Origin of the sequence: Geobacter sp. DSM 9736 (assembly GCF_900187405.1) — a bacterium.
GTDB lineage: Bacteria > Desulfobacterota > Desulfuromonadia > Geobacterales > Geobacteraceae > DSM-9736.
Genome location: NZ_LT896716.1, coordinates 2,253,080 through 2,276,463, shown reverse-complemented (window position 1 = coordinate 2,276,463; position 23,384 = coordinate 2,253,080). Strand labels below are relative to the sequence as shown.

Genomic DNA, 23,384 nt, shown 5'->3' with positions numbered 1-23,384 from the left:
CCCCCTTTTCCTTTACAGGAGCGTGATGAAAATGATAGAAATGCGTGACCTCCGATAGCCACTCCTTCCTGGATATGAGTGTTCCACATATGGACAGCAGACCCACCATTGCCGAAATCGACCTTGCTTCACTTCGTTACAACTTCTCCGTCATCAGACGTACCGTACCTTCTTCATGCGGCATCCTCGCAGTAGTTAAGGCCGATGCTTACGGCCACGGCTTCATGGACATAGCAACGGAACTTGAAGGGCTCGGCGTAACCGCTTTCGGCGTTGCGTTTCTGGCGGAAGGAATCCAGTTGAGAAAAAGCGGGATAGACCGTCCCATCCTGATTCTGGGAGGGGTATATCCGGGGCAGGAAAGGAAATGCGTCGGATTCAACCTTTCCACCGTCGTCTTCGATCTTGACCAGGCGCGTCGGCTGGATGCCACGGCGGCGAGGCTTTACCGGAAGGCGAGGATACATGTCAAGATCGACACCGGGATGGGGCGTCTTGGTATCCGCCATAATGAGGCAGCCGGTTTCTTCAGAGAGATGAGCAAGCTTTCCAATATCGAGCTGGAAGGCGTGATGTCCCACTTCGCTTCAGCCGACGAGCTCGACGAAGCGGGGGCAGGTTATACCGGACGCCAGGTCGCCGCGTTTGCAGAGGTCGTGGAAGCGGCAAGAAGAGAGGGGTTCTCGCCTTCTTACATTCATATAGCCAATAGCGCTGCGGTCTTTGCACAAGAACTTCCTTTCTGCAACCTGGTGCGCCCCGGCATCACCCTTTACGGAGCCCTCCCTTCCGGAGATTTCCACGGAAAGATGGAATTGAAGCCGGTGATGCGCCTCAAGAGTGAAGTTGCGATGCTGAAATGGGTCGAGCCGGGAGCCAGCATAAGCTACGCGCGCCGCTATGTGGCCCGGGAGCGGCGGCTCATCGCCAGTGTTCCCGTCGGATATGCAGATGGGTACAGCCGCGCTCTGACCAACAAAGGGGAAGCGCTTGTGAGAGGAGAGCGGGCGAGGGTGACGGGGACGGTCTGCATGGACTGGATCATGCTGGATGTGACGGAAATCCCGGGCGTGGCGGTAGGGGATGAGGTGACGCTTCTCGGCTGCGACCGGGAGGGAAGCTGCATTCGGGCTGAAGAGCTTGCGGGTTGGGCCGGCACTATCCCCTATGAAATATTCTGCGGCATAAGCAAACGCGTCCCGCGGGTGTACCTGCTGTAGTCGGGAGAGGAAACCGTGACAAAACAGAAGGTAAAGCTAACCGGCATGGTGAAGGCGGCCGGCTGAGCGGCCAAGCTGGGCCCGGCGGGCCTGGAAGAAGCCATGCGCGGACTGTTAGGGCAGACTGACCCGGCGCTACTTGTGGGGCCGGAGACGTCCGACGATGCCGGAGTGTATCGGATCTCCGCCAACCTTGCCCTGGTCGAGACGGCGGACATCATCACTCCTGTGGTGGATGACCCTTTCCTGTTCGGCAGGATTGCGGCGGCCAACGCCCTGTCCGATGTCTATGCCATGGGTGGGCGTCCCGTCACGGCTACCAACCTTGCTTTTTTTCCGGCCTGCCGATTAGGTGCCGACGTGCTGGCCGATCTCCTTGCCGGTGGGCTCGCTACCTTGCGTGAGGCCGGGGTCTGTCTCGTCGGCGGGCATACGGTGGAAGATGACGAGTTGAAGTACGGCCTTGCGGTAACCGGGCTTGTCGATCCCGAAAGGATTGTTCGCAATTCGACAGCCCGTCCCGGCGACCTTCTAGTCCTTACCAAGCCTGTCGGCACCGGCATCATCAGCACGGCAATAAAGGCCGACATGGCTCCCGCTTTCGCGGTGGAGCGGGCGGTGGCAGAAATGGCCGCACTCAATGCCGCGGCGGCAGAGCTGATGCTGGAGTGTTCAGTCTCCGCTGCTACGGACGTCACCGGGTTCGGTCTCATCGGTCATGCATGTGAAATGGCCAGAGGGGCAGGAGTCGGCGTAAGGCTCGTTGCCAACGACATACCACTAATTCCGGGGGTCCCTGAGTTGGTGGATAGTGGGCTTGTTCCGGCAGGCTGCTACCGCAACCGCGACTATTACCTGGCCTCCACCAGAACGCTGGTGGACCCGGACCGACTTCTTCCCTTCTTCGATCCCCAGACCTCAGGGGGGCTTCTCATCGCGCTTCCGCCGAAAGGAGCCGAGCTTTTTCTGGCCTGTGCTCCCGAACGCGGCTGCAGTGCCGCTCTCGTCGGAGAAGTCGTCAAGGCGGGAGCAGGGTGCGTGGAAATTCTCTGAACGTGTTCGGTCTTGCCTTCGATATCGGTACCACGACCCTTGCCGCGTCCCTGGTGGACCTGCGCAGCGGGGAGCGGATCTCTTCGGCCGGCGCCCTCAACCCGCAACGGACCTTCGGCAGTGACATCGTCACCCGTCTGGAGGCTGCCTGCTCAGCACCCGAAATGGTGGCGCATCTGTCCCTGCTCGTGAACGGGGAACTTGAGCGTCTGGCGAATGATCTTCTCCGTAAAACCCCTCCAGGTGGAGCTGTCGGCAAAGTTGCCTTTGCAGGCAATCCTGCAATGGAGCACCTCCTTCTCGGGCTTCCGGTGGACTCGCTCGCGCGCATCCCGTACCGGCCCCTTTTTTCCCGGGTGCGTAACTTCGGCACGAAGGAGATCGGGTGGAATCTTGCTGCCGAGGCACTCGCCTTCCCGCTACCCGGGGGGTTCGTCGGGGGAGACCTTCTGGCGTTCATTGTCGCTGCGGGGGTCGATAATACGTGTCCCAGGCTATACCTCGATCTTGGTACAAACGGTGAAATAGCTCTATCGACGGAAGGCTGCATATCAGCCACATCTGTTGCCGCCGGCCCTGCGTTCGAGGGGGGGAACATCAAATGCGGCATGGCGGCGGTGCGAGGAGCCATTTCACGCGCTGTCGTCTCGGCAGATCGCGTCTCCGTCGAGACCATCGGCGGTGGGCCTCCGGAGGGTGTATGCGGATCGGCGGTGATCGAGGCTGTAGCGGGCCTGCGGCGATGGGGGGTGATCGACGCAACCGGGCGGCTCCTTTCTCCGTCGGAAATATCCTCCAACCTGGCTGTCCGGGTAAGGGAGGTCGATGGGGAGCGGGCTTTCATTCTCCATCATGATGCCGAACGGTTGATTTACCTTACGCAGGAAGATATTCGCCAAGTGCAGCTTGCAAAGTCTGCGGTCAGGGCAGGGATGGAGGTCCTGGCTGAAAAAGGGGGGATATCCCTTGAGGATGTCGGAGAGGTTGTCGTCACCGGCTCTTTCGGTTCTCACCTGCTCCCGGAGCATCTTGAGGAGATCGGCATTTTCAGCCGAGGCATGGCCGGCCGCGCCCGTTTTTTTGATGATGGGGCACTTGCGGGCGTGGAGCGGGTACTTTGCGACCCTTTCGGGGTGGACCGGCTGGAGAGGCTTGCCGCCGCCTGTCGCGTTGTCCCCCTCTCCGGGAACCCGATGTTCGAGCGGCAATTTCTTTCCCGGATGGACTTTCCTTAGCATCTGCATCAACCCCTCCGCCGCGACCGGGTATTCAACCGCGATGCAGCATCTTTCTGCAGCCATGAGGTACAAGCTGTCTAAAAGGGGAATTGACGGAAGCAGCCTCTTCCGGTAAAAAGGTCGTCCGAAGTTGTTTCCACACTTTTCATACTTGCCGCCACCGGCGGTCGCGAATTCAATAACAACAAGGAGCAACGAGACATGGCTAAAATCACACGAGCGCTTATCAGCGTTTCCGACAAAACGGGTCTGGTCGACTTCGCCCGGGAACTCGCAGGATACGGGGTCGAAATACTTTCCACCGGCGGGACTGCAAAGCTATTGCGGGACGCGGGCTTGACGGTCAAGGATGTTTCGGACTTCACGGGGTTTCCAGAAATGCTCGACGGGAGAGTGAAGACCCTGCATCCGAAGGTGCATGGGGGGCTCCTTGGCATGCGGAGCAATCCCGAACATATTTCGACCATGAAGGCGCACGGCATCGAACCCATAGACATGGTTGTGGTTAACCTCTATCCGTTCGAAGCGACGGTGGCGAAGCCGGATTGCACCCTGGAGGACGCCATCGAGAACATAGACATAGGCGGTCCGACGATGCTCCGTTCAGCCGCAAAGAACAACGCCGACGTAACCGTAATCGTTGATCACACCGACTACCGGAAGGTTCTCGATGAGATGAAAGCTAGCGGCGGTTCGGTTTCGAAAGAGACCAACTTTGCTCTGGCAGTGAAGGTCTACCAGCACACAGCCGCCTACGACGGAGCCATTTCCAACTGGCTGGGCGCCAGGGTCGGTCAGGGTTCCACCCTCTATCCGGAAACGCTGACGTTCCAGTACAGGAAGGCTCAGGAGATGCGCTACGGGGAGAACCCTCACCAGAGCGCGGCATTTTACGTTGAGAAGAATGTCACAGAGGCTTCGGTGGCTACGGCGCGCCAACTGCAGGGAAAGGAGCTTTCTTACAACAACATCGCCGATACCGATGCTGCTCTAGAGTGCATCAAGCAGTTCGGGGAAGGCCCTGCCTGCGTCATCGTGAAGCACGCGAATCCCTGCGGCGTAGCCCTCGGCGCAAATCTTACCGAGGCTTACAATCGTGCCTACAGCACCGATCCCGAGTCGGCTTTCGGCGGCATAATCGCCTTCAATCGCGAGCTTGACGAGGAGACGGCGCGGGCAATAGTCGACCGGCAGTTCGTCGAGGTCATCATCGCTCCGAAGGTGACGCCGTCGGCCCAGGAAATAGTCGCGGCAAAAAAGAACGTACGTCTACTTGAGTGCGGCGAGTGGCCGGCCGAGCCGGGAGCACGCCTTGACCTGAAGCGGGTGAATGGGGGGCTTCTCGTTCAGGATGCGGACCTGGCGATCTTCGACACGCTCAAGGTGGTGACGAAGCGGGCGCCCACCGACAAGGAACTGGAGGACCTCCTTTTCACGTGGCGGGTATCCAAGTACGTGAAGTCGAATGCTATTGTCTACGGAAAGGACGGAATGACCATCGGTGTCGGCGCCGGGCAGATGAGCCGGGTGAATTCGGCGCGCATCGCCGCCATCAAGGCTGAGCATGCGGGGCTTTCCGTCGCCGGTGCCGTAATGGCTTCGGATGCTTTTTTCCCCTTCAGGGATGGGCTGGATAATGCCGCTTCCGTGGGTATAACCGCAGTCATCCAGCCGGGTGGGAGCATGCGCGATGAAGAGGTGATTGCCGCCGCCGACGAGCACGGCATTGCGATGGTCTTTACCGGCATGCGCCATTTCCGGCACTGAGAACGTTGAGTCCGGTACCGAGCACGATGATCGAGGGATGCATTGAAGGGGGGAATGGCCGGACAGCCCCCTCGGCGGTACGAGCGGAGCCGCGGGGGGTTCCGCTTGCCCTGTTCGTCATCATACTCGGATGCCTTCTCGTGTTTTCACGTACCATATGGATGGATTTCGTCTACGACGACATTGAACTCCTGAAGGAGCGATCCTCTCTATGGAACGATGATGTCTTCAAGGTTGCCTTCGGATCTGCAGGGGCCACCCTGTTGGGGAATGCGACCCCTTACTACCGGCCGCTGCTGACTCTTTCGCTGGCGCTGGATCATCGCCTGTGGGGAGTCAATCCTGCAGGGTTCCACCTTGTGAACGTCCTGCTTCACCTTGGCGCGACCCTCATCGTCTTCTTCATTGCCCGCCGGCTCTGGCAAAACACAGGGGCGGCAACGTTAGGGGCGCTTCTTTTCGGAGTGCATCCTGTCCAGGCCGAGGCTGTTTCCTGGATCACTGCACGCGGCGACATCATCTGTGCCATGTTCATGCTTGGTGCTTTCCGGGCATACCTCGCATATGCGGAGAAGCGGAGTACCATCGCGCTGGGGGGCTCGCTCCTTCTGTGCTTTGCGGCCCTCCTGACCAAGGAGATGGGGATCACCCTTCCCCTGCTTGTTTTCCTGTATGCGTTTTTCGTCCTAAAGGAGCGTGGAGGGCGACTTCTGCCCCTGTTGCTCTACGTTCTGCCAGTGGGTATCTACATGGCCCTGAGATTTTCGTTTCTGACGGAACTATCCTCAGGGGCGGTGCCGCCGGCATGGCGGGTTTATACCAGTGCCGGGCTTGTTGCGCGGTACATGGCCAATGTGCTGTTGCCATTCGATCTGCGGGTCTTTTACGACTTGCCGGTTCAGAAAATTGCGGGCAGCATGTCTGTCCTTGTTCCGATGGCGGTGGTCGCTGCTGCCGTTGCAGCAGTAGGCTTCGCCTGGCATCGCCGGCCCCGGGCTGCCTTTGGACTTGTCTGGTTTCTGCTGGTACTGCTGCCGGTTTCCGGCCTGATTGCCATCATTCAGCCGGCACCGATGGCTGACCGCTACCTCTACCTCCCTATGGCAGGCATTGCTTTTGCCGTGACTGCAGGAGTGAGTGAGCTGGGTGAACGGAACAGACGGTATTTGCAATGGGCGGCGGCCTTAATTCTGCTTTTAGCGGCTGGCGCGACATTTGTCAGAACCGGCAACTGGAAGGACCAGGCCGCTTTCCGTGATGCTGTCATCCGCGATGCGCCGGGGGGGTATTTCGGTGAGTACTTCAGGGCGCAGAAACTGCTTGAGCAGGGACAACTCGCGGAATCGCTTGTTGCATTCAATCGCGCACTGCATCTCAATCCGGAGCTAACCGAAGCCTTCAGCAGCAGGGCACTGGTTCACATCCAGCTCGGGGATCTCAACAGTGCAGCCGGTGATCTGCGTGCTGCGCTCAGGCTGGAGCCTCGGAACTGGCAGATACTGACAAACCTGGGTGCGGTATACGCCGAACAGCGTCTGTTCAAAGAGGCGAGGCAGGCATTTCTTGCAGCGTTACAGGTGAACCCGGAAGATGCCAATGCTCTCGACAATCTGAAGAGACTGGACATGATGGAAGGCGAGTTGCGGCAGGCGGACTAGAATCCGGCGGTGACGAAGAAGGTGGTTTATGCTGAATGACAAAAAAGTAGTGGTGGTGCTTCCCGCTTATAACGCCGCCAAAACCCTCGAAATGACGTATAACGAAATCCCCTTCGAGGTGGTCGACCATGTGCTGCTTGTGGATGATGCGAGCCGGGACGATACGAGCCGGGTATCCCGCCGGCTCGGTATCGCCACTATCGTCCACGAGCGTAACAAGGGTTACGGCGGAAACCAGAAGACCTGCTATCGGGCCGCCCTGGATGCGGGTGCCGACATCGTCATCATGCTCCATCCGGATTACCAGTATACCCCCCGCCTGATTACGGCCATGGCGGCCATGATCGCATACGGAGAATTCGACGTGGTTCTCGCGTCCAGGATTCTCGGTGTAGGCGCCCTGGAAGGGGGCATGCCCCTATACAAGTATGTGGCGAACCGCTTTCTTACACTGGTCGAGAATCTGCTGCTCGGACACAAGCTGTCGGAATATCATACTGGGTACCGCGCCTTCTCGCGGGAGATTCTCGAAAAGCTCCCGCTGGACAGGAACTCCGACGATTTCGTCTTCGACAACCAGATGCTAGCCCAGGTTGTCTGGTTCGGCTACCGCATCGGCGAGGTGAGTTGTCCGACAAAGTATTTCGAGGATGCCTCTTCCATCAATTTCAAGCGCAGCGTCATATACGGCCTCGGCGTCCTTCGGACGGCGTTTCAGTTTCGCTTGAACCGTTTGGGAATTATGAAGTCTCCAATATTTCAGGATCAATGATAGATCATGCCGTGGTAACGGCAGGAGGGAGCACATGAAGATGAACGTCTTGGTTATCGGCAGCGGGGGACGCGAGCATGCTCTTGTCTGGAAAATCGCGCAGTCCCCCCTCGTCGAAAAAGTATATTGCGCCCCGGGAAATCCGGGTACTGCCCGGCTCGGGGAAAACGTCGACATTCGGGTGGACGACCTGCCCGGACTCCTCGACTTTGCCCGGCGGCAGAAGATCGACCTGACGGTTGTGGGGCCGGAACTCCCGCTTTCCCTGGGTGTTGTGGACCTTTTCGAAGAGTACGGCCTCAAGATTTTCGGAGCAAGGCGCAACGCTGCGTTCATAGAGGCGAGCAAGGCCTTCGCTAAAGAGCTGATGAAGAAATATCAGGTGCCCACTGCGGCCTACGAGGTCTTTACGGAGGTCGACCCGGCCGTGGCCTTTATCGACCGAATCGGAACTCCCATCGTCATCAAGGCGGACGGCCTTGCTGCCGGCAAGGGAGTAGTGATTGCGCAGGACCGGGACGAGGCGGTGCAGGCTGTTACCGATATGCTGTCCGGTTCGGCGTTCGGGGATGCCGGAGCAAAAGTTGTCATCGAGGAATTCCTTCGCGGCGAGGAGGCGTCCTTTCTGGCCTTCACCGATGGCAAGAATATCATTCCCCTGGCAAGCGCCCAGGATCACAAAGCTGTTTTCGACGGTGATCAGGGGCCCAACACAGGTGGGATGGGGGCCTACTCCCCGGCCCCGGTGGTGACGCCTGCAATACATGAAAAGGCGATGGCAGAAGTGATGCGCCGAACGGTGGACGGAATGGCCGCCGAAGGCCGGCCCTATCGTGGTGTGCTTTACGCGGGTCTGATGATCGACGGAGAATCCGTAAAAACTCTTGAATTCAACGCCCGGTTCGGAGACCCGGAGTGTCAGCCGCTTCTCATGCGCCTAAAGTCGGACATCGTCCCCGTACTCCTGGCGGTGGCAGAAGGCGATATTTCCAACGTCCGGCTCGAATGGCACGATGAAGCGTCGGTATGTGTCGTGATGGCTGCCGGAGGATATCCCGGAGAATACCGGAAAGGTGACGAAATCCGGGGACTCGACGGGGGTGGGGCAATGGATGATCTTGTGGTTTTCCACGCTGGAACCACCGAGAAGGGTGGACGGTACTTTACCAACGGCGGCCGGGTGCTTGGGGTCACTGCGCGGGGAGCTACGGTAAAGGATGCCATCGACAAAGCCTATCAGGGGGTTGTCGCTATCGAGTGGGACGGTGCCCACTATCGCAGGGATATCGGCCGGAAAGCCATCGGTCGGTAGTTTCGGAGCCGGCCTGGTGTCTGTGGCCGACGTTCAGCAATGTTCGCAGGAAAAGCTGATGGCGGTAGAGGCAAAAGTAGCCGGTGCTTCACGCCTCGCTAAATTTCGATTTCTTTTTTTCGGGCAAGTCATATATAATCCCGAAGAATTGCATTGGCGGCACACCCATTCCATTCAGGAGAAGACGTTTGACAACTAACAAAGGTGGTTTTCTGCAGGCGCTGTGGGATTTCTTCTGTTCACTCAAGCTCTCCATCTTTCTGCTCATCGGTCTTGCCGCAACGTCGATCATCGGCACGGTCATCCCTCAGGGGACTCCTCCTCCCGAGTATCTACACTCCATCAGCCAGACCAAATTGCAGGTGTACGAGAAGCTTGGCTTCTTCGACATGTACCACTCCTGGTGGTTCATTCTCCTGCTCTATCTGCTGACTGTGAACCTGGTGGCATGTTCGATCAAGCGGCTCCCGCGGGTATGGAAGATGATTTCGGAGCCCACTCTCGTCATGGACGAGGGGGTCGAGAAGTCCCTTTCGCTCACTCACGAGATGAAACTGTCGGGAGACCTGGCTTCGCAGCGCCAGAAGCTTACGGAGTTTCTCAAGGCGGAATTCGCCGCGCCGGTGGTTACCGAGCATAATGGCGAGTATCATCTTTTCGCCCAGAAAAGCCCATACTCCCGGCTGGGTGTCTACGTTGTTCACCTCAGCATCATCATAATCTTCATCGGCGCACTGATCGGGTCCTTCTTCGGTTACAAGGCCTTCGTGAACATCGTCGAGGGAACAAGCACTTCCACGGTTTATACGCGGACCGAAAAACCGATTGAACTTGGTTTTGCAGTCAAATGCGAAAAATTCTCCGTTTCCTTCTACGACACCGGGGCGCCAAAGGAATTCAAGAGCGTACTGACGGTTCTTGAGAATGGGCAGCCGGTCCAGGGATATCAAAATATCCCGATTGTCGTAAACCACCCGCTCACCTACAAAGGTATTACTTTCTATCAGTCCAGCTACGGACCTGCCGGTGACAGCGCGGTCTTTCACCTCACTGTTCAAAGCCGCAAAGGTGGCGCTCCCGTGAAGCTGATCGCACGTCAGGGGGAGTCTGTAGCTCTTCCCGGCGGCGGCACCGTTCAGGTGGTGGAGTCGACTCAAGAGGTACGGAGCTTCATTCCCGAATTTTCGGGTCCGGCTGTAAAGATAGAGGTGCGTCCGGCAGGAGGCGGTGCTCCGCAGTCCTTCATCGTGTTCCGCAACTACCCGGACTTCGATGCCCAACGGGGGGATGACCTGATCTTTAACTACACCGGGTCGGACGAGAAATTCTATACCGGATTGCAGGTCGCCAAGGACCCGGGGGTCTGGGTAGTCTGGCTCGGCTGCATTCTTATGGTCATCGGGATAATGATGGCATTTTTCATGTCTCACAAGCGTATCTGGATCAGGATTGCACAGGGGCGCGTGGTGGTCGGCGGAACTGCCAGCAAAAATCCCGCTGCCTTCCAGGGCACCTTCGAAAACCTTGTGGACAAGTTGAAGAAAGGGTGATGACCGGTAGACGGAATCGCCGCAGCAGATTGTACCTAACGTAAAAGCGCGGAGGAAACATACAACATGTCCAGTTCCATGCTGTTCAACATCACCACCTTCTCCTATATGATCTCGATGCTGGCTTTCTTCGCCTTTCTCGCAACGAGGAACAAGAATGTCGGAGCTGGTGCGAGCTACATCGCCTACCTGGGGTTCGTGATCCAGACCATCGCCATAGGCCTGCGGTGGAAGGAGTCTTACGACATGGGGCACGGCCATGCGCCGCTTTCCAACCTGTACGAGTCCGTGGTCTTCTTCTCCTGGACCATCATCCTTATCTACGGCCTCATCGAGATGAAATACAAATACCGGGTAATAGGCGCTTTTGTAGTCCCCTTTGCGCTCCTCGGCATGGCATGGGCCCAGCTGGGCCTGAATAGCGGTATAGAGCCCCTTGTTCCGGCACTGCAGAGCAACTGGCTGCTCTATCACGTCATCACATGCTTTCTCGGATACGCAGCCTTTGCGGTGGCCTGCGGCATATCATTCATGTACCTTATCAAGGAAAAACATGAATCTTCTTCGGGAGATGTGGCGGCAGGAGGAATCCTCTCCATGTTCCCCTCCATCAGAGTGCTCGACGACCTGAACTACAAGGCGATCATGATCGGCTTCCCTCTCCTGACGCTGGGTATCGTCACGGGCGCCGCTTGGGCCAACTATGCGTGGGGAACATACTGGAGCTGGGACCCGAAAGAAACATGGTCCCTTATTGTCTGGTTCATCTACGCTGCATTTCTCCATGCGCGGATTACTCGCGGGTGGGTTGGCAGAAGGGCCGCCATCCTTTCGATTATAGGCTTCGCCGCAACTATTTTCTGCTACCTCGGCGTGAACTTGCTCCTGTCCGGTCTGCACAGCTATGGCGGCGGCAGCTAACGCGGCCTGCCCTACGCCAGAGGCTTTCCTGCAGAAGGAGGGCAAAGGATGAGGAATGTGGTTTCATCGCATGCTGCTGAAAGTGCTGGTGCTGGGTATGTCACTGGCCTGTTCCGTTGTCTGTTCAGCCGGCGAACATCCCTGCCTGACCTGCCATGCCGACAAGGTGGTCGACAAAGCAGGGCGGACTGTGCATATGGCGGAGGCTTCCGACGACTGCAAATCTTGCCACCAACTTAAAGAGAGTCTGCGGCATCCGCACGACAAAGAGGCTGTGACCCGGCCCTCATCGAATTCCGGTGCGCTATGTCTGCGCTGCCACGAAGAGGAGAAAGCCAGATACATCCATGCGCCCGTTGCGGCGGGAGAATGCACATCCTGCCATGTTCCTCATCGGGCGCCCTCAAGCTTTCTGCTAAAGAAAAAGGGAGCAGCTCTCTGCCACATGTGCCATGAAGAGGGGAAGCTCAGGCAAAAGTATCAACACGGGCCGGTAGCGGGTGGAAATTGTCTTTTCTGCCACGATCCGCACAGCTCGGAAAACCGGAAGCTGTTAAAGAAGTTCGGTTCATTTCTCTGTTTCGAATGTCACGACCGGGAACTTGCGAAGGGGAATTTCGTGCATGAGCCCGTAGGTTACGGTGATTGTGTCGGTTGTCACAGCATTCATGGCTCCTCTTACAGGAAGATACTCAATGCGGACTTCTCCGATGAGTTCTACCTCTCCTATCAGGCTTCCAATTACGCGCTTTGCTTCCTCTGCCACAGCAGAGAACTCGTCGAGAACCCTACGACGGATGTCACCGATTTCCGTAACGGAACCACAAATCTGCACTACCTTCACGTCAACAAGGCGGACCATGGGCGTTCCTGCAAGGCATGCCATGATGCGCACGCAGCTACCCAGCATAAGCTCATCAAGGAAAGCGTTCCAGGTTTCGGCTCCTGGAGCATACCGATGTTCTTCAGCCCAACCCCTGTCGGCGGGACCTGCGTAGTCGGCTGTCATAAGCCTAAGGCATATGATCGAACGTCGCCGGTTTCCTACTGGTAAAGTATCGTGAGCGCTTCTAAAAAACTCCTATTCCGCATTCCGGTTGTTTTTCTACTCCTGTCGCTTCTTCCCGCATGGGCAGGCGCGGCCGTAACGTTTATTTATCCGGCTGAAAAAAGCTGGGTGAAACGCGCGGACTACCTTATCGTCAAGTTCAACAACCCTGAGATTACCGGTGCAAAGATCACAATAAACGGTGTTGAAAGCGATCTCCTTAATGTCGGAGCACCTGAGTACAGAAAGGCTTTCGATGATTTTCTCATTGTTCGGCCATTGTGGGACAAAGGCAAGAACGCTGTGGTCATTGACGGCTACAATGCAGGAAAGAAAGTCGATTCTGCAGCCACCGACATATTCTTCAACCCATCCTTTGATCTTAAAGCGGTCCCGGGGGAGTATCGGCCGAATATCCTCCATACGGCGGCGAACGAAAAACTGTGTGCTTCCTGCCATAACATGAAGCCCACCTCTGCACAACTCAACAGCGCACCAGGCAAAGAGCATCCCTGTTTCACCTGCCATAAATCAATGATGGACGTGAAGTTCGTTCATGGACCTGCAGGAACATATTCCTGCACATACTGCCATACCATCGAGGGTGACCCGAAGTTTGCCGTGACGCGACGAGATGCCGCTCTGTGCATGGAATGCCATTCCGACAAGACAGAGGAGTTCAAGAAGCGAAAGTATCTCCATGGCCCCATAGATGCCGGGCTTTGTGAGGTTTGCCATGATCCGCATGGAAGCGCGTACCCGTCCCAACTGCGAATGGCGGCCAAGGACCTTTGTCTTTCCTGTCATGCGAAAATCGCTACCGAGCTTCATGCAGTCAGGACACCACGAGGCACTGGTCATCCTCTGAGCGCAAAAGAGGATACGTCTCCACTCAGGAAGGGGAAGGAGTTTTCCTGCGTTTCCTGTCACAAGCCCCATGCGGGAGACGTCCGTTACTATTACCAAAGTAACCTGGAAGAGAAGATGGGCCTTTGTCGGCTCTGTCACAACTACTAGTAACTACAGCAGCAAGGAGAAGAGATGAAAAGACTAGTGATGTTAGCGAAACGTGCAGCTATCGCGGCAGCTTTCCTTCAGATCACGGGATGTGCGAGTACGGCGCCGGTAGTCGACAAGCAGCGCTATTTCTGGCCCCCGCTTCCCGATACGCCCCGGATAGAGTGGCTTGCGGCGTACACCGGGCAGGATGACGTAGAGCCTCCGGGGCCGTTTGCCAAGATTCTCGGATCAGGGGAGTCCATTGGTCTTGACAAGCCGGTCCATATTGCCTCCAACGGTCAGGGAAAGATATATGTCGTCGACCAGAAAAATGGAGTTGTTTTCTTCGATCTTCCTAAAAAGCAAGTAAAGATCCTTGGTGGGGTGGAGAGCCTCGAACTGTTGAAAAGGCCGAGCGGGATTGCTCTCGACGGTGAAGGGAATGTCTATGTAGGCGATGCCCAGGAAAGGCGGATAGTGGTGTTCGGCCAGAACGGCGAGATATCGCGAACAATGGACCTGTCAGCCAGGCTCAAGAACATAGGCTCCTTTGCAATCGACAAGGCCCGGAAGGTCCTGATAGTGCCCGACATCTGGGAGCACAAGGTAGTGATGTTCGACCTCAACGGGAACTACATCCGAGGTGTCGGAAAGCGGGGGACTCAGGAAGGGGACTTCAACTATCCAAGTTCGGTCGCTGTTGACAGGCAGGGTAACATACTGGTTTGTGATGCTATGAATGCGAGGATACAGAGGTTCACCCATGAGTTGAAGCTTATAAACACTTTTGGAAAAAGAGGTGACGGCCCCGGAGAGTTCAATATCATCAAAGGTGTGAGTGTCGACTCGGAGGGGCATATCTACGTCACCGACGGCAAGTCCCATAACCTGGGGATCTATAACGAGCAGGGAGAAGTGTTGCTTTCCATCGGCGGCCCATTCTCACTCCAGCCGGGTCTTTCGGTTACTCCCGGTGGATTTCTCCTGCCGCAAGGGATATATATCGACCAGAACGACACTATCTATATTGTAGACTCCATGAATTCCAGATTCCAGATGTTCCAGTACCTCACCGAGCGCTACCTGCAGGAGCACCCTGTTACCGCAGAGGCGAAATAACCCTTCTCTGCAGTTGGTGAAGATTTTACAAGGCCCTCCCCAAAGGAGGGCTTTTTTTTCTTCCACTGCCATATCTGTGCAATTTGAGAGATCTGAAAAAAGCCATTTCACGACCTCGTAACGCTAAAAAACACCGACACAATTTTCCTATGTTTGTATTACATCCTCATAAGGATCCGAAATAACTCGGATATTGCCAAGCTTGACCCTTTGGCACATGGATTGCTCTATACGTGACAACACCAGCACGATATCGACTACATCAGCAGCGGTATCTTAAGAGATAGACAGGAAAAGGGGGTGTTATTCGGGAAACGGAATCAGTGAAGAAGCACCAGCTATGGCAGTTCGTATCCAACTAAAATGAAAAGGAAGGGACAAAAGAATGAAAAAGATCGTATTGATTGCAGCAGCAGGCCTTCTCGTTACCGCTAACGCAGCTATGGCAAAAAGCATCGTAGGCAGCGACCACGACCTCACCACCGGCGACGCCAAGTCCGAGCTCTGCGTATACTGCCACACCCCGCACAACGCGGCCATTGCCGTTCCCCTCTGGAACAGGAACAATCCGTCTGCCACCAACTTCAAGCTCTACAACAGCTCCACCCTCAGCAGCTCCGCCAAGAAGAGCGCTCTTGATGCAAACAGCATCTCCCTCTTCTGCATGAGCTGCCATGACGGCCAGACCGGTCTCGGCAACGTCGTAGTAAACAGGGCTGCATCCAACACCCTCCGTGGACCGATCGAAGCTATCGATCCGCTTCAGAACACCAATCTCGGTACCGACCTGAGGAACACTCACCCGATCGGCTTCAACTTCTTCGAAGCTCAGAGCGAGGATAACGGTCTCCGCACCGACGCCCAGATCAAGGCTCGCTTCGAGTCCGGCAAGGCTCCCGATGCAACCGCGGTACAGGAGTTCCTCTACGGCTCCAACAACAGCATGTTCGAGTGCGCCAGCTGCCACAGGGTTCACGATCCGGGCACCAGCGGCAACTTCCTCCGCATCGAGAACACCAAGTCTGCTCTCTGCCTTGCTTGCCACAACAAGTAATCTTCTGTAAATCGAAGCACCATGGGGGGGGAAGCGATTCCTCCCCCCTTTTTTGTCTCCGCTCAGCGGGCTCCTCGTTGAAAGAATTGCAGGAAACAGGATTAGCGATTACAAATTATTTTCTTTTTCCTGCACCTGTTCGACCTTCTTAAGTCGCGCCCTGCGCTGCTTCAGCTATATGGCCAAGATGTTGTTGCTATATGGCTAATTAAAATGGCCGCGGCGTTACGGGATTCTTGTCGCTCCGTCCAAACATCCTTCTGAAGGCTTACATATTCTGCGTCGGCAGGTTTTTATCCCTTCACGGATTTAGGGGTACTATCCTTGCAGTCCCCTTGATGTGCAGCCGCGCGGCGTCTTTGCTCCACTTGACCCGGAAGCGGTAAGGAAGAACATGATCGGTAGCCCGAACAAAATAAAGATCTACATTGTCTTCGTGGCTGCGGCCTTGTGCGCTGCCGTGCCGGCTACCCTCCATGCAGCTGTTAACGCTGAGGCCGAGCTCGGCTACACCAGCTATGCCGCTGACGTCAATGGTGCGAAGGTTGATGCAGACAGCTTCCGGCAACGCTACTCGCTTCTCTACAGCGACAATGGACTGATCGGGCGAGGTCGCGTCGGCAGGTACAGGTACAGCCTCGGCTATGAGTGGGCTTCCTTCAGTTCCAAGGTCAGCTCTCCCGATGGGCAGACCGACAGTTCCAGGGGCGCAGGTCACCTTCTGTACCAGGGGGAGATCAGGATGAGGCCTCCCACGATTCCCCTTACGCTGAAGGCGTACAGCCGCGATTTAAGCAGGACTGCTTTTTTCGATGACTACCAGGCCCAGGTGACGGATGCCATCATCGCTCCCGGTATCGCCGGCACACTATACAACGGCACCCACATTCGTAACGGGCTTGTCCTCGGGTTGGGGGTGAAGGAGGAGACCCGCCGTCCCATTTACAAGGATATGCCCAGGCTGCTGGTAGATTATACCGACAGCTACGACCGGGATATGAAGGCTACAAGCCCGGTTGATTCGCGGCTTTCGTTCCTGGTTGTGTCGCTGATGAAAGGTGATGCGGCCTTCAGTTACTGGCGTACGGATTTCAAGGATAAAGTCAACCCCTCTACCTACAACGAGCAGAAGTATACCATTGGCAACGTCAGTTATCAGGAAGGGCGGAAGTGGGTAGATCTTACCAACTGGATCAAGGTGTCTGCCGACATTTCCCACACCCGGCGCATTCCTCAGGGTTCGCTTGAGGATGCCTCCACCGAATACGACCTGAACCTGTTCGCTATGGCCTCCCGAGATCGATGGGAAATGACGACCTTTAACAACTTCAACCGGCAGACGGACCGGAACTCCCGGAGCGAGCAGATGAATCTCCCGCTCTTCGTCAAGGGGACCTGGAACAGGGACACAGACTGGCAGCTGCGTCTACAGTCAACCGATTCTACAACGACCACCTTCGCTTCCGGCATCGAAGACTCCCAATCCGACCAGATTGCATCCCTCAGGGTCAACATGTTTCGCCGCGAGATGTTTACCCTTACCCCGTCGGTGCATGTGGCGCGCGTACTGGATTCCGCCACCGAAAGCCTGAAGCTCGGAGCCGGAGTAGAAACAAACAGCACCCGGAGGTTCTCCGATCGCTATGCTCTATTCGGCAGGTACGGGATCGAAGTTACAAAGTCCGACCAGGAGGGGCAGTCGTCCTCTGACAGCGTGCGGCATACCCTTGTGGGCAGGGGGCTGTACAAGGCAACCGACAACCTTAAGCTGGAGCTGGAAGAGCAGTTCACTGCGAGCACCGGGGAGACTCTTGCCGAAGCGACCTCCTCTTCGAGTATAACCGCCGGAGGAGGCATCTCCACTATAGGGGGAGCCGGTCAGGAGACCCTCAGCAGGCATTACAGAAGCACAACCAAGTTTTCGGCGTCATGGGTGCCTGTGGCCCGACTGCGTGTCGGCTTCGTGGTGACAGGGGACGTCCTGAAGCAGCAGGATCTGCCGATGGACACAACGGCGACTGTCACCAATACCGTAGATTATACGCTCCCCACCTTTGTAGTAGGCTCCTCTCTGTCGGTGAGCAAAAGGTTTGTCGGAGATCAGGGTAAGACCGACGTTGGTGCAAGTGGCTATGCCAGGTACGCTCCCGACAAGACAAAGTCTTCGGAGATGCGCCTCATGCTTGCCCAGAGTGATGAGGACGGGACTAGCACCACGAACCTTGAGCTGTTCCAGAGGTACCGGCACACTATCTTTTCGGGAGCAGGCTACGGCAGGAAGCTTTTCGACATCGTTGAAGAACTGAGCTGGAGCAAGCGACGCTACATTACTCCAGGGTTTGCAGAGGTGCTCGATTCGAAGAAGAGGCTAACCCTGGGGACCGATTATTTCCTCACTCGCAACGTGATTCTTTCCGCCACAATTCGCTATTCCCTCCTCGATCCGGATGACAAGAAGGAAATTCTCGGCAGTGGCGGCGTAGCCTTCAATTTCGACAAGCTGCAAGCCACTATGGAATATACCTACGGGAAGCGGGACGGGAAAACCGATAACCGGACCGAGAAGCGCTTTGCCGCGAACCTCAGGAAGCAGTTCTGAAGCCACACATGCCGATTGTCGCCTCAGATACCCAACCGGGAATTCCCCGGTTTATTTTTTTCAGGCTGCTCCCCCTTGTGGTGAGTTTGGCTGTTGCTGCGTTTCTGGTAAGAGAGGTGGTCGACGCCGACACCTGGTGGCAGGTCGGAATTGGTCGCGACATTCTCGCCCGCTGGGAAATTCCCGGAACCGACCGCTTCAGTGCTGCGGGATTCGGTCGTCCCTATCATGATTCTCATTGGCTGTTCCAGGTTCTTTTGGCGTCTGCGGACCGGCTGGCAGGGATGGTGGGGGTTAACCTCGTGATGATCACCCTCTGGGGTGTCATACTGTTTTTCTGCTACCGCGCCATGTGCCGGTGGATACCCGCTGATAATGCATCCCTGCTTCTCTTCTGTGTCGCACTGGCCTGCAGCGACCGGTTTACCCCTCGTCCCGACCTTATAACTATTCTGATGGTTGTCCTCTTTTACCTGCGCCTTCAGGAGGAGCGCTACCGAAGCAGCTGGCAGCTCCTTCTATTCGCTTTTCTCCAGGTTATCTGGACAAACTCCCATGGCCTGTTCGTTATCGGGCCTTTCATGGCGGGGTGTGTCCTGGCAGGAGCAGCAATCTCCTCCATCAGGAGTGGAGAGGCCGACCTGAAGTGGCCGCTATTACTCTTTCTGGCAGTGGCAGCAGCAAGCATTGTTTCTCCCTTTGGTGTCGACGGGTGGCGTTATGCGCTGCTGCTGGCAACGGAGGCGGGTCCTGCAGCCCCCACCTTTTTCAAGACGATTGCGGAACTTACCCCTACCTTCGGCAACATCAGCCGTTCGGCACCGGATTTCTGGTTCTTTCTCATCCTGCTCCTTCTTGCCGCCGTTGCTGCATTTGAAGCACTGAGAGCGAGGCGTTTCTCTCTTTCCCGCCTTCTGCTGATAGCAGGGCTTGCTGCGGCTGCCTGCACCGGCCGCCGCAACATCCCACTTTTTGCGGTTGCAGCGGGGCCTTTCATTGCCGAGCACCTTTCAGGGTATCTACGGGGACATTTGCCACGAGCGGTGGCGGTGGCTGCGGCTGCCCTGATCCTGTTCAGCTGCTGGTTTCCCCTTTCCGGGCGGTACTACAGGATGCTCAATTACCCGATACGAGCAGGCCTGCAAGCTTCACCCATCCTCTTTTCTGCCGATTTTCCGCGTTTCATGGCTGCTTCGGGGTTTAGCGGGCAGCTTTACAATTCGAATTACCTGGGCGGATATTGTCTGTATCATGGGATTCGTCCTTTGACGGACGGCCGCTGGGAAGTATACGACTCAGAGCATCTGGAGCAGATATTCTCGGCGCCCGGGGATCAAAGGTTGTGGGAGCAGATCGTCAGTCGCCATGCTTTAACCGGTGTTTTGCTTCTCCATGATTCCGAGGAGGCGAACAACCTGCTTCCGCGGCTGCGTAACGACGACAGGTGGCGGCTAGTATATGCTGATCTTGCAGTGTCCTTCTGGATGAGAGCAGATCAGCCGAAGCTTCCACCTGCAGTAGATCCGGCGCACCTCGCCAAGGCTCTCCCGCAGCCGATGCGCCCCGAGCAATCCCTTATGCTGGCATCCTTTTTCGCAGCTACGGGAGCAACAGAGGAGGCGATCCGGTCCTACAGGCGGACACTATTTCTGGATCCCGGGGAAAAACGCGCGCTTCACGGAATGGGGGGGCTCTATGCTTCAACTGGTAGACTTTTCGAGTCTGAGCAGGCATACTTGGCGCTCCTGAAGCAGGACGACCAGGATACTGCAGCGCTTAATGAACTGGCTTTTCTCGCGTACCGGCGCGGCAAAACCGACCTTGCAATCACGTATCTTCGGCAGGCACTTTCGATAAAACCGCATGATGCTGATCTGCAAGCCAACTATCGGCGGCTGACCGGCGGTGGTTCCAGATAGCCCGGCAACAAAATCACGAATGTCAGAAATAGAGTTTTCAATCATAATTCCTGTTAAACCTGGTGGAGAAGTCAAGGCCCTCGAAGCCCTGAAGCGCTCCAGCTTTCCTGCCGAACGCGTCGAGCTCCTGATCGCGGAGGGAACCCAGCCCAGCAGGCAGCGCAACATGGCCGCAGCTCAAGCGCGCGGACGCTTTCTCTATTTTCTTGATGACGATTCGATTATTGCCGCCGGTTCCCTGGAGAGGATCTCACATCACTTCACCGATCCGCAGGTTGGCGTCGTGGGGGGGCCTTCTCTGACCCCACCCGAAGATGGGCCCTGGCAGCAGGCCTTCGGTGCAGCGTTCTCTTCCATTCTGGGTGGGGGAGGCGTGCGTAACAGGTACAGGAAGCATGGGAGAGCAAGGTTTGCCGGGGAGCGGGAGTTGATTCTCTGTAACCTTGCCATCCGCCGGGAGGTATTCCTCCAGTTTAACGGTTTTGATGAACGCCTTTACCCGAATGAGGAGAACGAATTGCTGGATCGCCTCCTCAAGGCCGGGTTTCGCTCTGTTCACGATCCCGATATTGCTGTCTACCGCAGCCAACGCGCGACATTCCGGGCGTTCGTCCGCCAATTGCTTACTTATGGCAGGGGGCGTGGCGAGCAGGCCCGCATAAGCGGCAAGCTCCCTGTTTCCGCTGCAATTCCGTCTCTGTTCCTCCTCTACATGCTTTCCCTCCCTGTTGTTGCAAATGCTGCCTATACACTACCCCTTGCATGCTATGCATTTGCTGTTGTATGCTTTGCGGCGGCAGATGCAGTGCGTGTAAAGCGTGGCATGATCATGCCTCTCCTACTGGCCGTTTTCCCGGCACTCCATCTTTCCTACGGAACAGGACTGATATGGGGGCTCCTGAGCCCGCGTTTCAGAAGGCCCAATGGGATAGTCGGCCAAGTGGTCATTTCACGTATTACAGATGCCTGAATACGCCAGCATTCCAATAGAGACACTCGCCCGATCGGAGCATCCGTGGATCTTACTATTGTAGTTCCCATATTCAATGAGGAAGAGAACATACCGCTTCTGTGCGACACAATCCGGGATGCGCTGACGGAGAGCGGTCTTTCCTATGAAGTCATCTTCGCTGATGACGGATCCATTGACAGTTCGTTCGACCGGCTGAAGGAGCAGGCGAGGAAGGATCCCAGGTACAGAATCATCCGGCTGCGGCGCAATTTCGGCCAGACTGCAGCCATGGCCGCCGGCTTCGCCGCGGCCTCCGGTAGAGTGATCGTGCCGATGGATGGCGACCTGCAGAACGATCCCGCGGACATACCTCTTCTTCTGAAGAAGCTTGACGAGGGATATGACGTGGTTTCGGGCTGGCGTAAAGACCGCCGCGACACCTTCATCAACCGCAAGCTCCCATCTCTGCTCGCCAACGCCCTGATATCCAGAATGACCGGAGTTCATCTGCACGACTACGGATGCACGCTGAAGGCATACAGACGTGAGGTCCTGGAGGGTGTAAACCTGTATGGGGAGATGCATCGGTTTGTTCCTGCCCTGGCGTCCCAGGTGGGGGCGCGTGTAACGGAGTTGCCGGTCAGGCACCATCCAAGGCGTCACGGCAAGAGCAAGTACGGCATCTCGAGGACGATGCGGGTGGTCCTTGATCTGATGACGGTGAAATTTCTTCTTACCTACTCGACCAAGCCTATCCAGCTTTTCGGCAAAATGGGGATTTATACTCTTTTTGCAGGATCGTTCACCGGGTCGCTCATGCTCTACATGAAGTTTTTCGAGCAGGTCAGCATGAATCGCAACCCCCTGCTGATCCTGACTGCATTCCTCCTCTTCATGGGGGTACAGTTTATCGTTCTCGGCCTCCTTGGAGAGGTGAACGCCCGAACATACTATGAAGCGCAGGGGAAGCCGATCTACACAGTCAGGGAAACAGTGAACCTTGAACGATAACAGCCTGAGAATTCTCATGCTGGCGCCGACTCCATACTTCGCTGACCGCGGCTGTCATGTGAGGATATACGAAGAAGCGCGGACTCTCATCGCCCTCGGCCACCAGGTTTGCATCGCTACCTATCATCTCGGCCGGGACATGCCCGGCATCCCTACCTGCCGGATTCCCACAATTCCCTGGTACCGGAAGTTGGCTGCCGGGCCTTCGTGGCACAAGCCCTACCTTGACCTTCTTCTCCTTGCTAAGGCTGTAAAGACTGCTCGCGAGTTCCGTCCGCACATAATCCATGCGCATCTCCACGAGGGGGCCTTTATCGGCCTGCTTCTGAAAAAGCTCTTCCGTTGTCCGCTGCTGTTCGACTGCCAGGGGAGCCTGACGTCGGAAATGGTGGATCACTCCTTCATAGAAAAGGAGGGGATACTGTACCGGCTCTTCGGCTCCGTCGAACGACTGGTGAACAGGGGGTCAGACTTCATCGTTACAAGTTCCGGAGAGGGGGAGAAGGATCTTACGGAGAACTGGGGGGTGGACCCGCGGCGGGTGCAGGCGATCATCGACGGGGTGAACACGGATGCCTTTCGGCCGCTTCCTTCCCGGCGTCTAGATGCACGCCGGAAGCTGCAACTTCCTCTTGATCGGCCCGTCGCCGCCTTTCTCGGTGTTCTGAACCGTTACCAGGGGGTCGATCTGCTGCTGGAATCCATCTCCCTGTCGCGTTCGGCAGGCAGCCCGCTTCACTATCTGATAATGGGCTTCCCGGTGGAGGAATACCGGGAAAAAGCGGAAAGGGCAGGTCTCTCCGATTGCATCACTTTTACCGGCCGGGTCGATTACATGGACGTCCCTTTTTTCCTCTCGGCGGCCGACCTCGCCCTCTCTCCGAAAATTTCGCGCACGGAAGCGAACGGCAAGCTGTTCAACTACATGGCTTGCGCTCTTCCCACCGTGGCATTCGACACTCCGGTTAACCGGGAGATCCTGGGTGATACGGGTGTCTATGCGAAATATGGGGACGCAGGTGACTTTGCCCGGCAGGTTCGGGAACTTGCCGGAGATGGAGACCGCATGGCGAGACTGGGTACATGTGTGCGTGAGAAGTCGGAGCGTGAGCACTCCTGGGTCGCACGCGGAATTCTTCTGCTGGAAATTTATCGCCGGATGTTGAATAATGAGCGAGCCTGACCCAGCGGG

General features: G+C 56.5%; 18 protein-coding genes. All 18 read left to right on the top strand.

Annotation, left to right across the window (positions count from 1 at the left end; translation table 11 throughout):
- Positions 1–89 precede the first annotated feature (89 nt).
- The 18 genes from alr to CFB04_RS10240 all read left to right on the top strand — a co-directional run bounded on the left by alr (position 90) and on the right by CFB04_RS10240 (position 23,375).
- Complete coding sequence (alr, locus tag CFB04_RS10325) at positions 90–1,220, top strand: alanine racemase (protein ID WP_088536779.1); 1,131 nt, start codon at positions 90–92, stop codon at positions 1,218–1,220.
- A 15-nt stretch (positions 1,221–1,235) separates the two neighbouring features.
- On the top strand, positions 1,236–2,273 hold the full coding sequence (selD, locus tag CFB04_RS10320; RefSeq protein WP_088535194.1) for a selenide, water dikinase SelD: 1,038 nt from the start codon (positions 1,236–1,238) through the stop codon (positions 2,271–2,273).
- Entirely contained in the window at positions 2,255–3,508 is a 1,254-nt protein-coding gene (locus tag CFB04_RS10315) for an ASKHA domain-containing protein (protein ID WP_231934155.1), read from the top strand. The genes selD and CFB04_RS10315 overlap by 19 nt, the downstream gene beginning before the upstream one ends.
- 204 nt (positions 3,509–3,712) lie before the next feature.
- Complete coding sequence (gene purH / locus CFB04_RS10310) at positions 3,713–5,278, top strand: bifunctional phosphoribosylaminoimidazolecarboxamide formyltransferase/IMP cyclohydrolase (protein WP_088535193.1); 1,566 nt, start codon at positions 3,713–3,715, stop codon at positions 5,276–5,278.
- 26 nt (positions 5,279–5,304) lie between these two features.
- Complete coding sequence (locus tag CFB04_RS10305; protein WP_088535192.1) at positions 5,305–6,936, top strand: tetratricopeptide repeat protein; 1,632 nt, start codon at positions 5,305–5,307, stop codon at positions 6,934–6,936.
- A 28-nt stretch (positions 6,937–6,964) separates the two neighbouring features.
- Entirely contained in the window at positions 6,965–7,708 is a 744-nt protein-coding gene (locus CFB04_RS10300; protein ID WP_088535191.1) for a glycosyltransferase family 2 protein, read from the top strand.
- Between the two features lie 40 nt (positions 7,709–7,748).
- A complete protein-coding gene (purD, locus tag CFB04_RS10295; RefSeq protein ID WP_088536777.1) occupies positions 7,749–9,020 on the top strand; it encodes a phosphoribosylamine--glycine ligase in 1,272 nt (423 codons plus the stop codon).
- A gap of 188 nt (positions 9,021–9,208) precedes the next feature.
- A complete protein-coding gene (locus tag CFB04_RS10290; RefSeq protein WP_088535190.1) occupies positions 9,209–10,570 on the top strand; it encodes a cytochrome c biogenesis protein ResB in 1,362 nt (453 codons plus the stop codon).
- Positions 10,571–10,636: 66 nt separating this feature from the next.
- Positions 10,637–11,491, top strand: coding sequence for a c-type cytochrome biogenesis protein CcsB (gene ccsB / locus CFB04_RS10285; protein WP_088535189.1), 855 nt, complete (start codon positions 10,637–10,639; stop codon positions 11,489–11,491).
- A 55-nt stretch (positions 11,492–11,546) separates the two neighbouring features.
- On the top strand, positions 11,547–12,545 hold the full coding sequence (locus CFB04_RS10280) for a cytochrome c3 family protein (protein ID WP_088535188.1): 999 nt from the start codon (positions 11,547–11,549) through the stop codon (positions 12,543–12,545).
- A 6-nt stretch (positions 12,546–12,551) separates the two neighbouring features.
- Positions 12,552–13,556, top strand: coding sequence for a cytochrome c3 family protein (locus tag CFB04_RS10275; RefSeq protein ID WP_231934154.1), 1,005 nt, complete (start codon positions 12,552–12,554; stop codon positions 13,554–13,556).
- A 24-nt stretch (positions 13,557–13,580) separates the two neighbouring features.
- On the top strand, positions 13,581–14,657 hold the full coding sequence (locus tag CFB04_RS10270) for a 6-bladed beta-propeller (RefSeq protein ID WP_088535187.1): 1,077 nt from the start codon (positions 13,581–13,583) through the stop codon (positions 14,655–14,657).
- Positions 14,658–15,042: 385 nt separating this feature from the next.
- Positions 15,043–15,711, top strand: a complete 669-nt coding sequence (locus tag CFB04_RS10265) for a cytochrome c3 family protein (protein WP_088535186.1) — start codon at positions 15,043–15,045, stop codon at positions 15,709–15,711.
- Between the two features lie 394 nt (positions 15,712–16,105).
- Positions 16,106–18,310: a hypothetical protein gene (locus CFB04_RS10260; protein WP_088535185.1), complete on the top strand. Its 2,205-nt coding sequence runs from the start codon at positions 16,106–16,108 to the stop codon at positions 18,308–18,310.
- 8 nt (positions 18,311–18,318) lie between these two features.
- Positions 18,319–20,229 carry a tetratricopeptide repeat protein gene (locus tag CFB04_RS10255; protein WP_088535184.1) on the top strand — a complete coding sequence of 637 codons (1,911 nt, stop codon included), beginning with the start codon at positions 18,319–18,321 and terminating at the stop codon, positions 20,227–20,229.
- A gap of 19 nt (positions 20,230–20,248) precedes the next feature.
- Entirely contained in the window at positions 20,249–21,199 is a 951-nt protein-coding gene (locus tag CFB04_RS10250) for a glycosyltransferase (RefSeq protein ID WP_088535183.1), read from the top strand.
- 45 nt (positions 21,200–21,244) lie between these two features.
- On the top strand, positions 21,245–22,192 hold the full coding sequence (locus CFB04_RS10245; protein ID WP_088535182.1) for a glycosyltransferase family 2 protein: 948 nt from the start codon (positions 21,245–21,247) through the stop codon (positions 22,190–22,192).
- Positions 22,182–23,375 (top strand): glycosyltransferase family 4 protein, encoded by a 1,194-nt coding sequence (locus CFB04_RS10240; RefSeq protein WP_231934153.1) that lies wholly within the window; start codon positions 22,182–22,184, stop codon positions 23,373–23,375. The genes CFB04_RS10245 and CFB04_RS10240 overlap by 11 nt, the downstream gene beginning before the upstream one ends.
- Positions 23,376–23,384 lie beyond the last annotated feature (9 nt).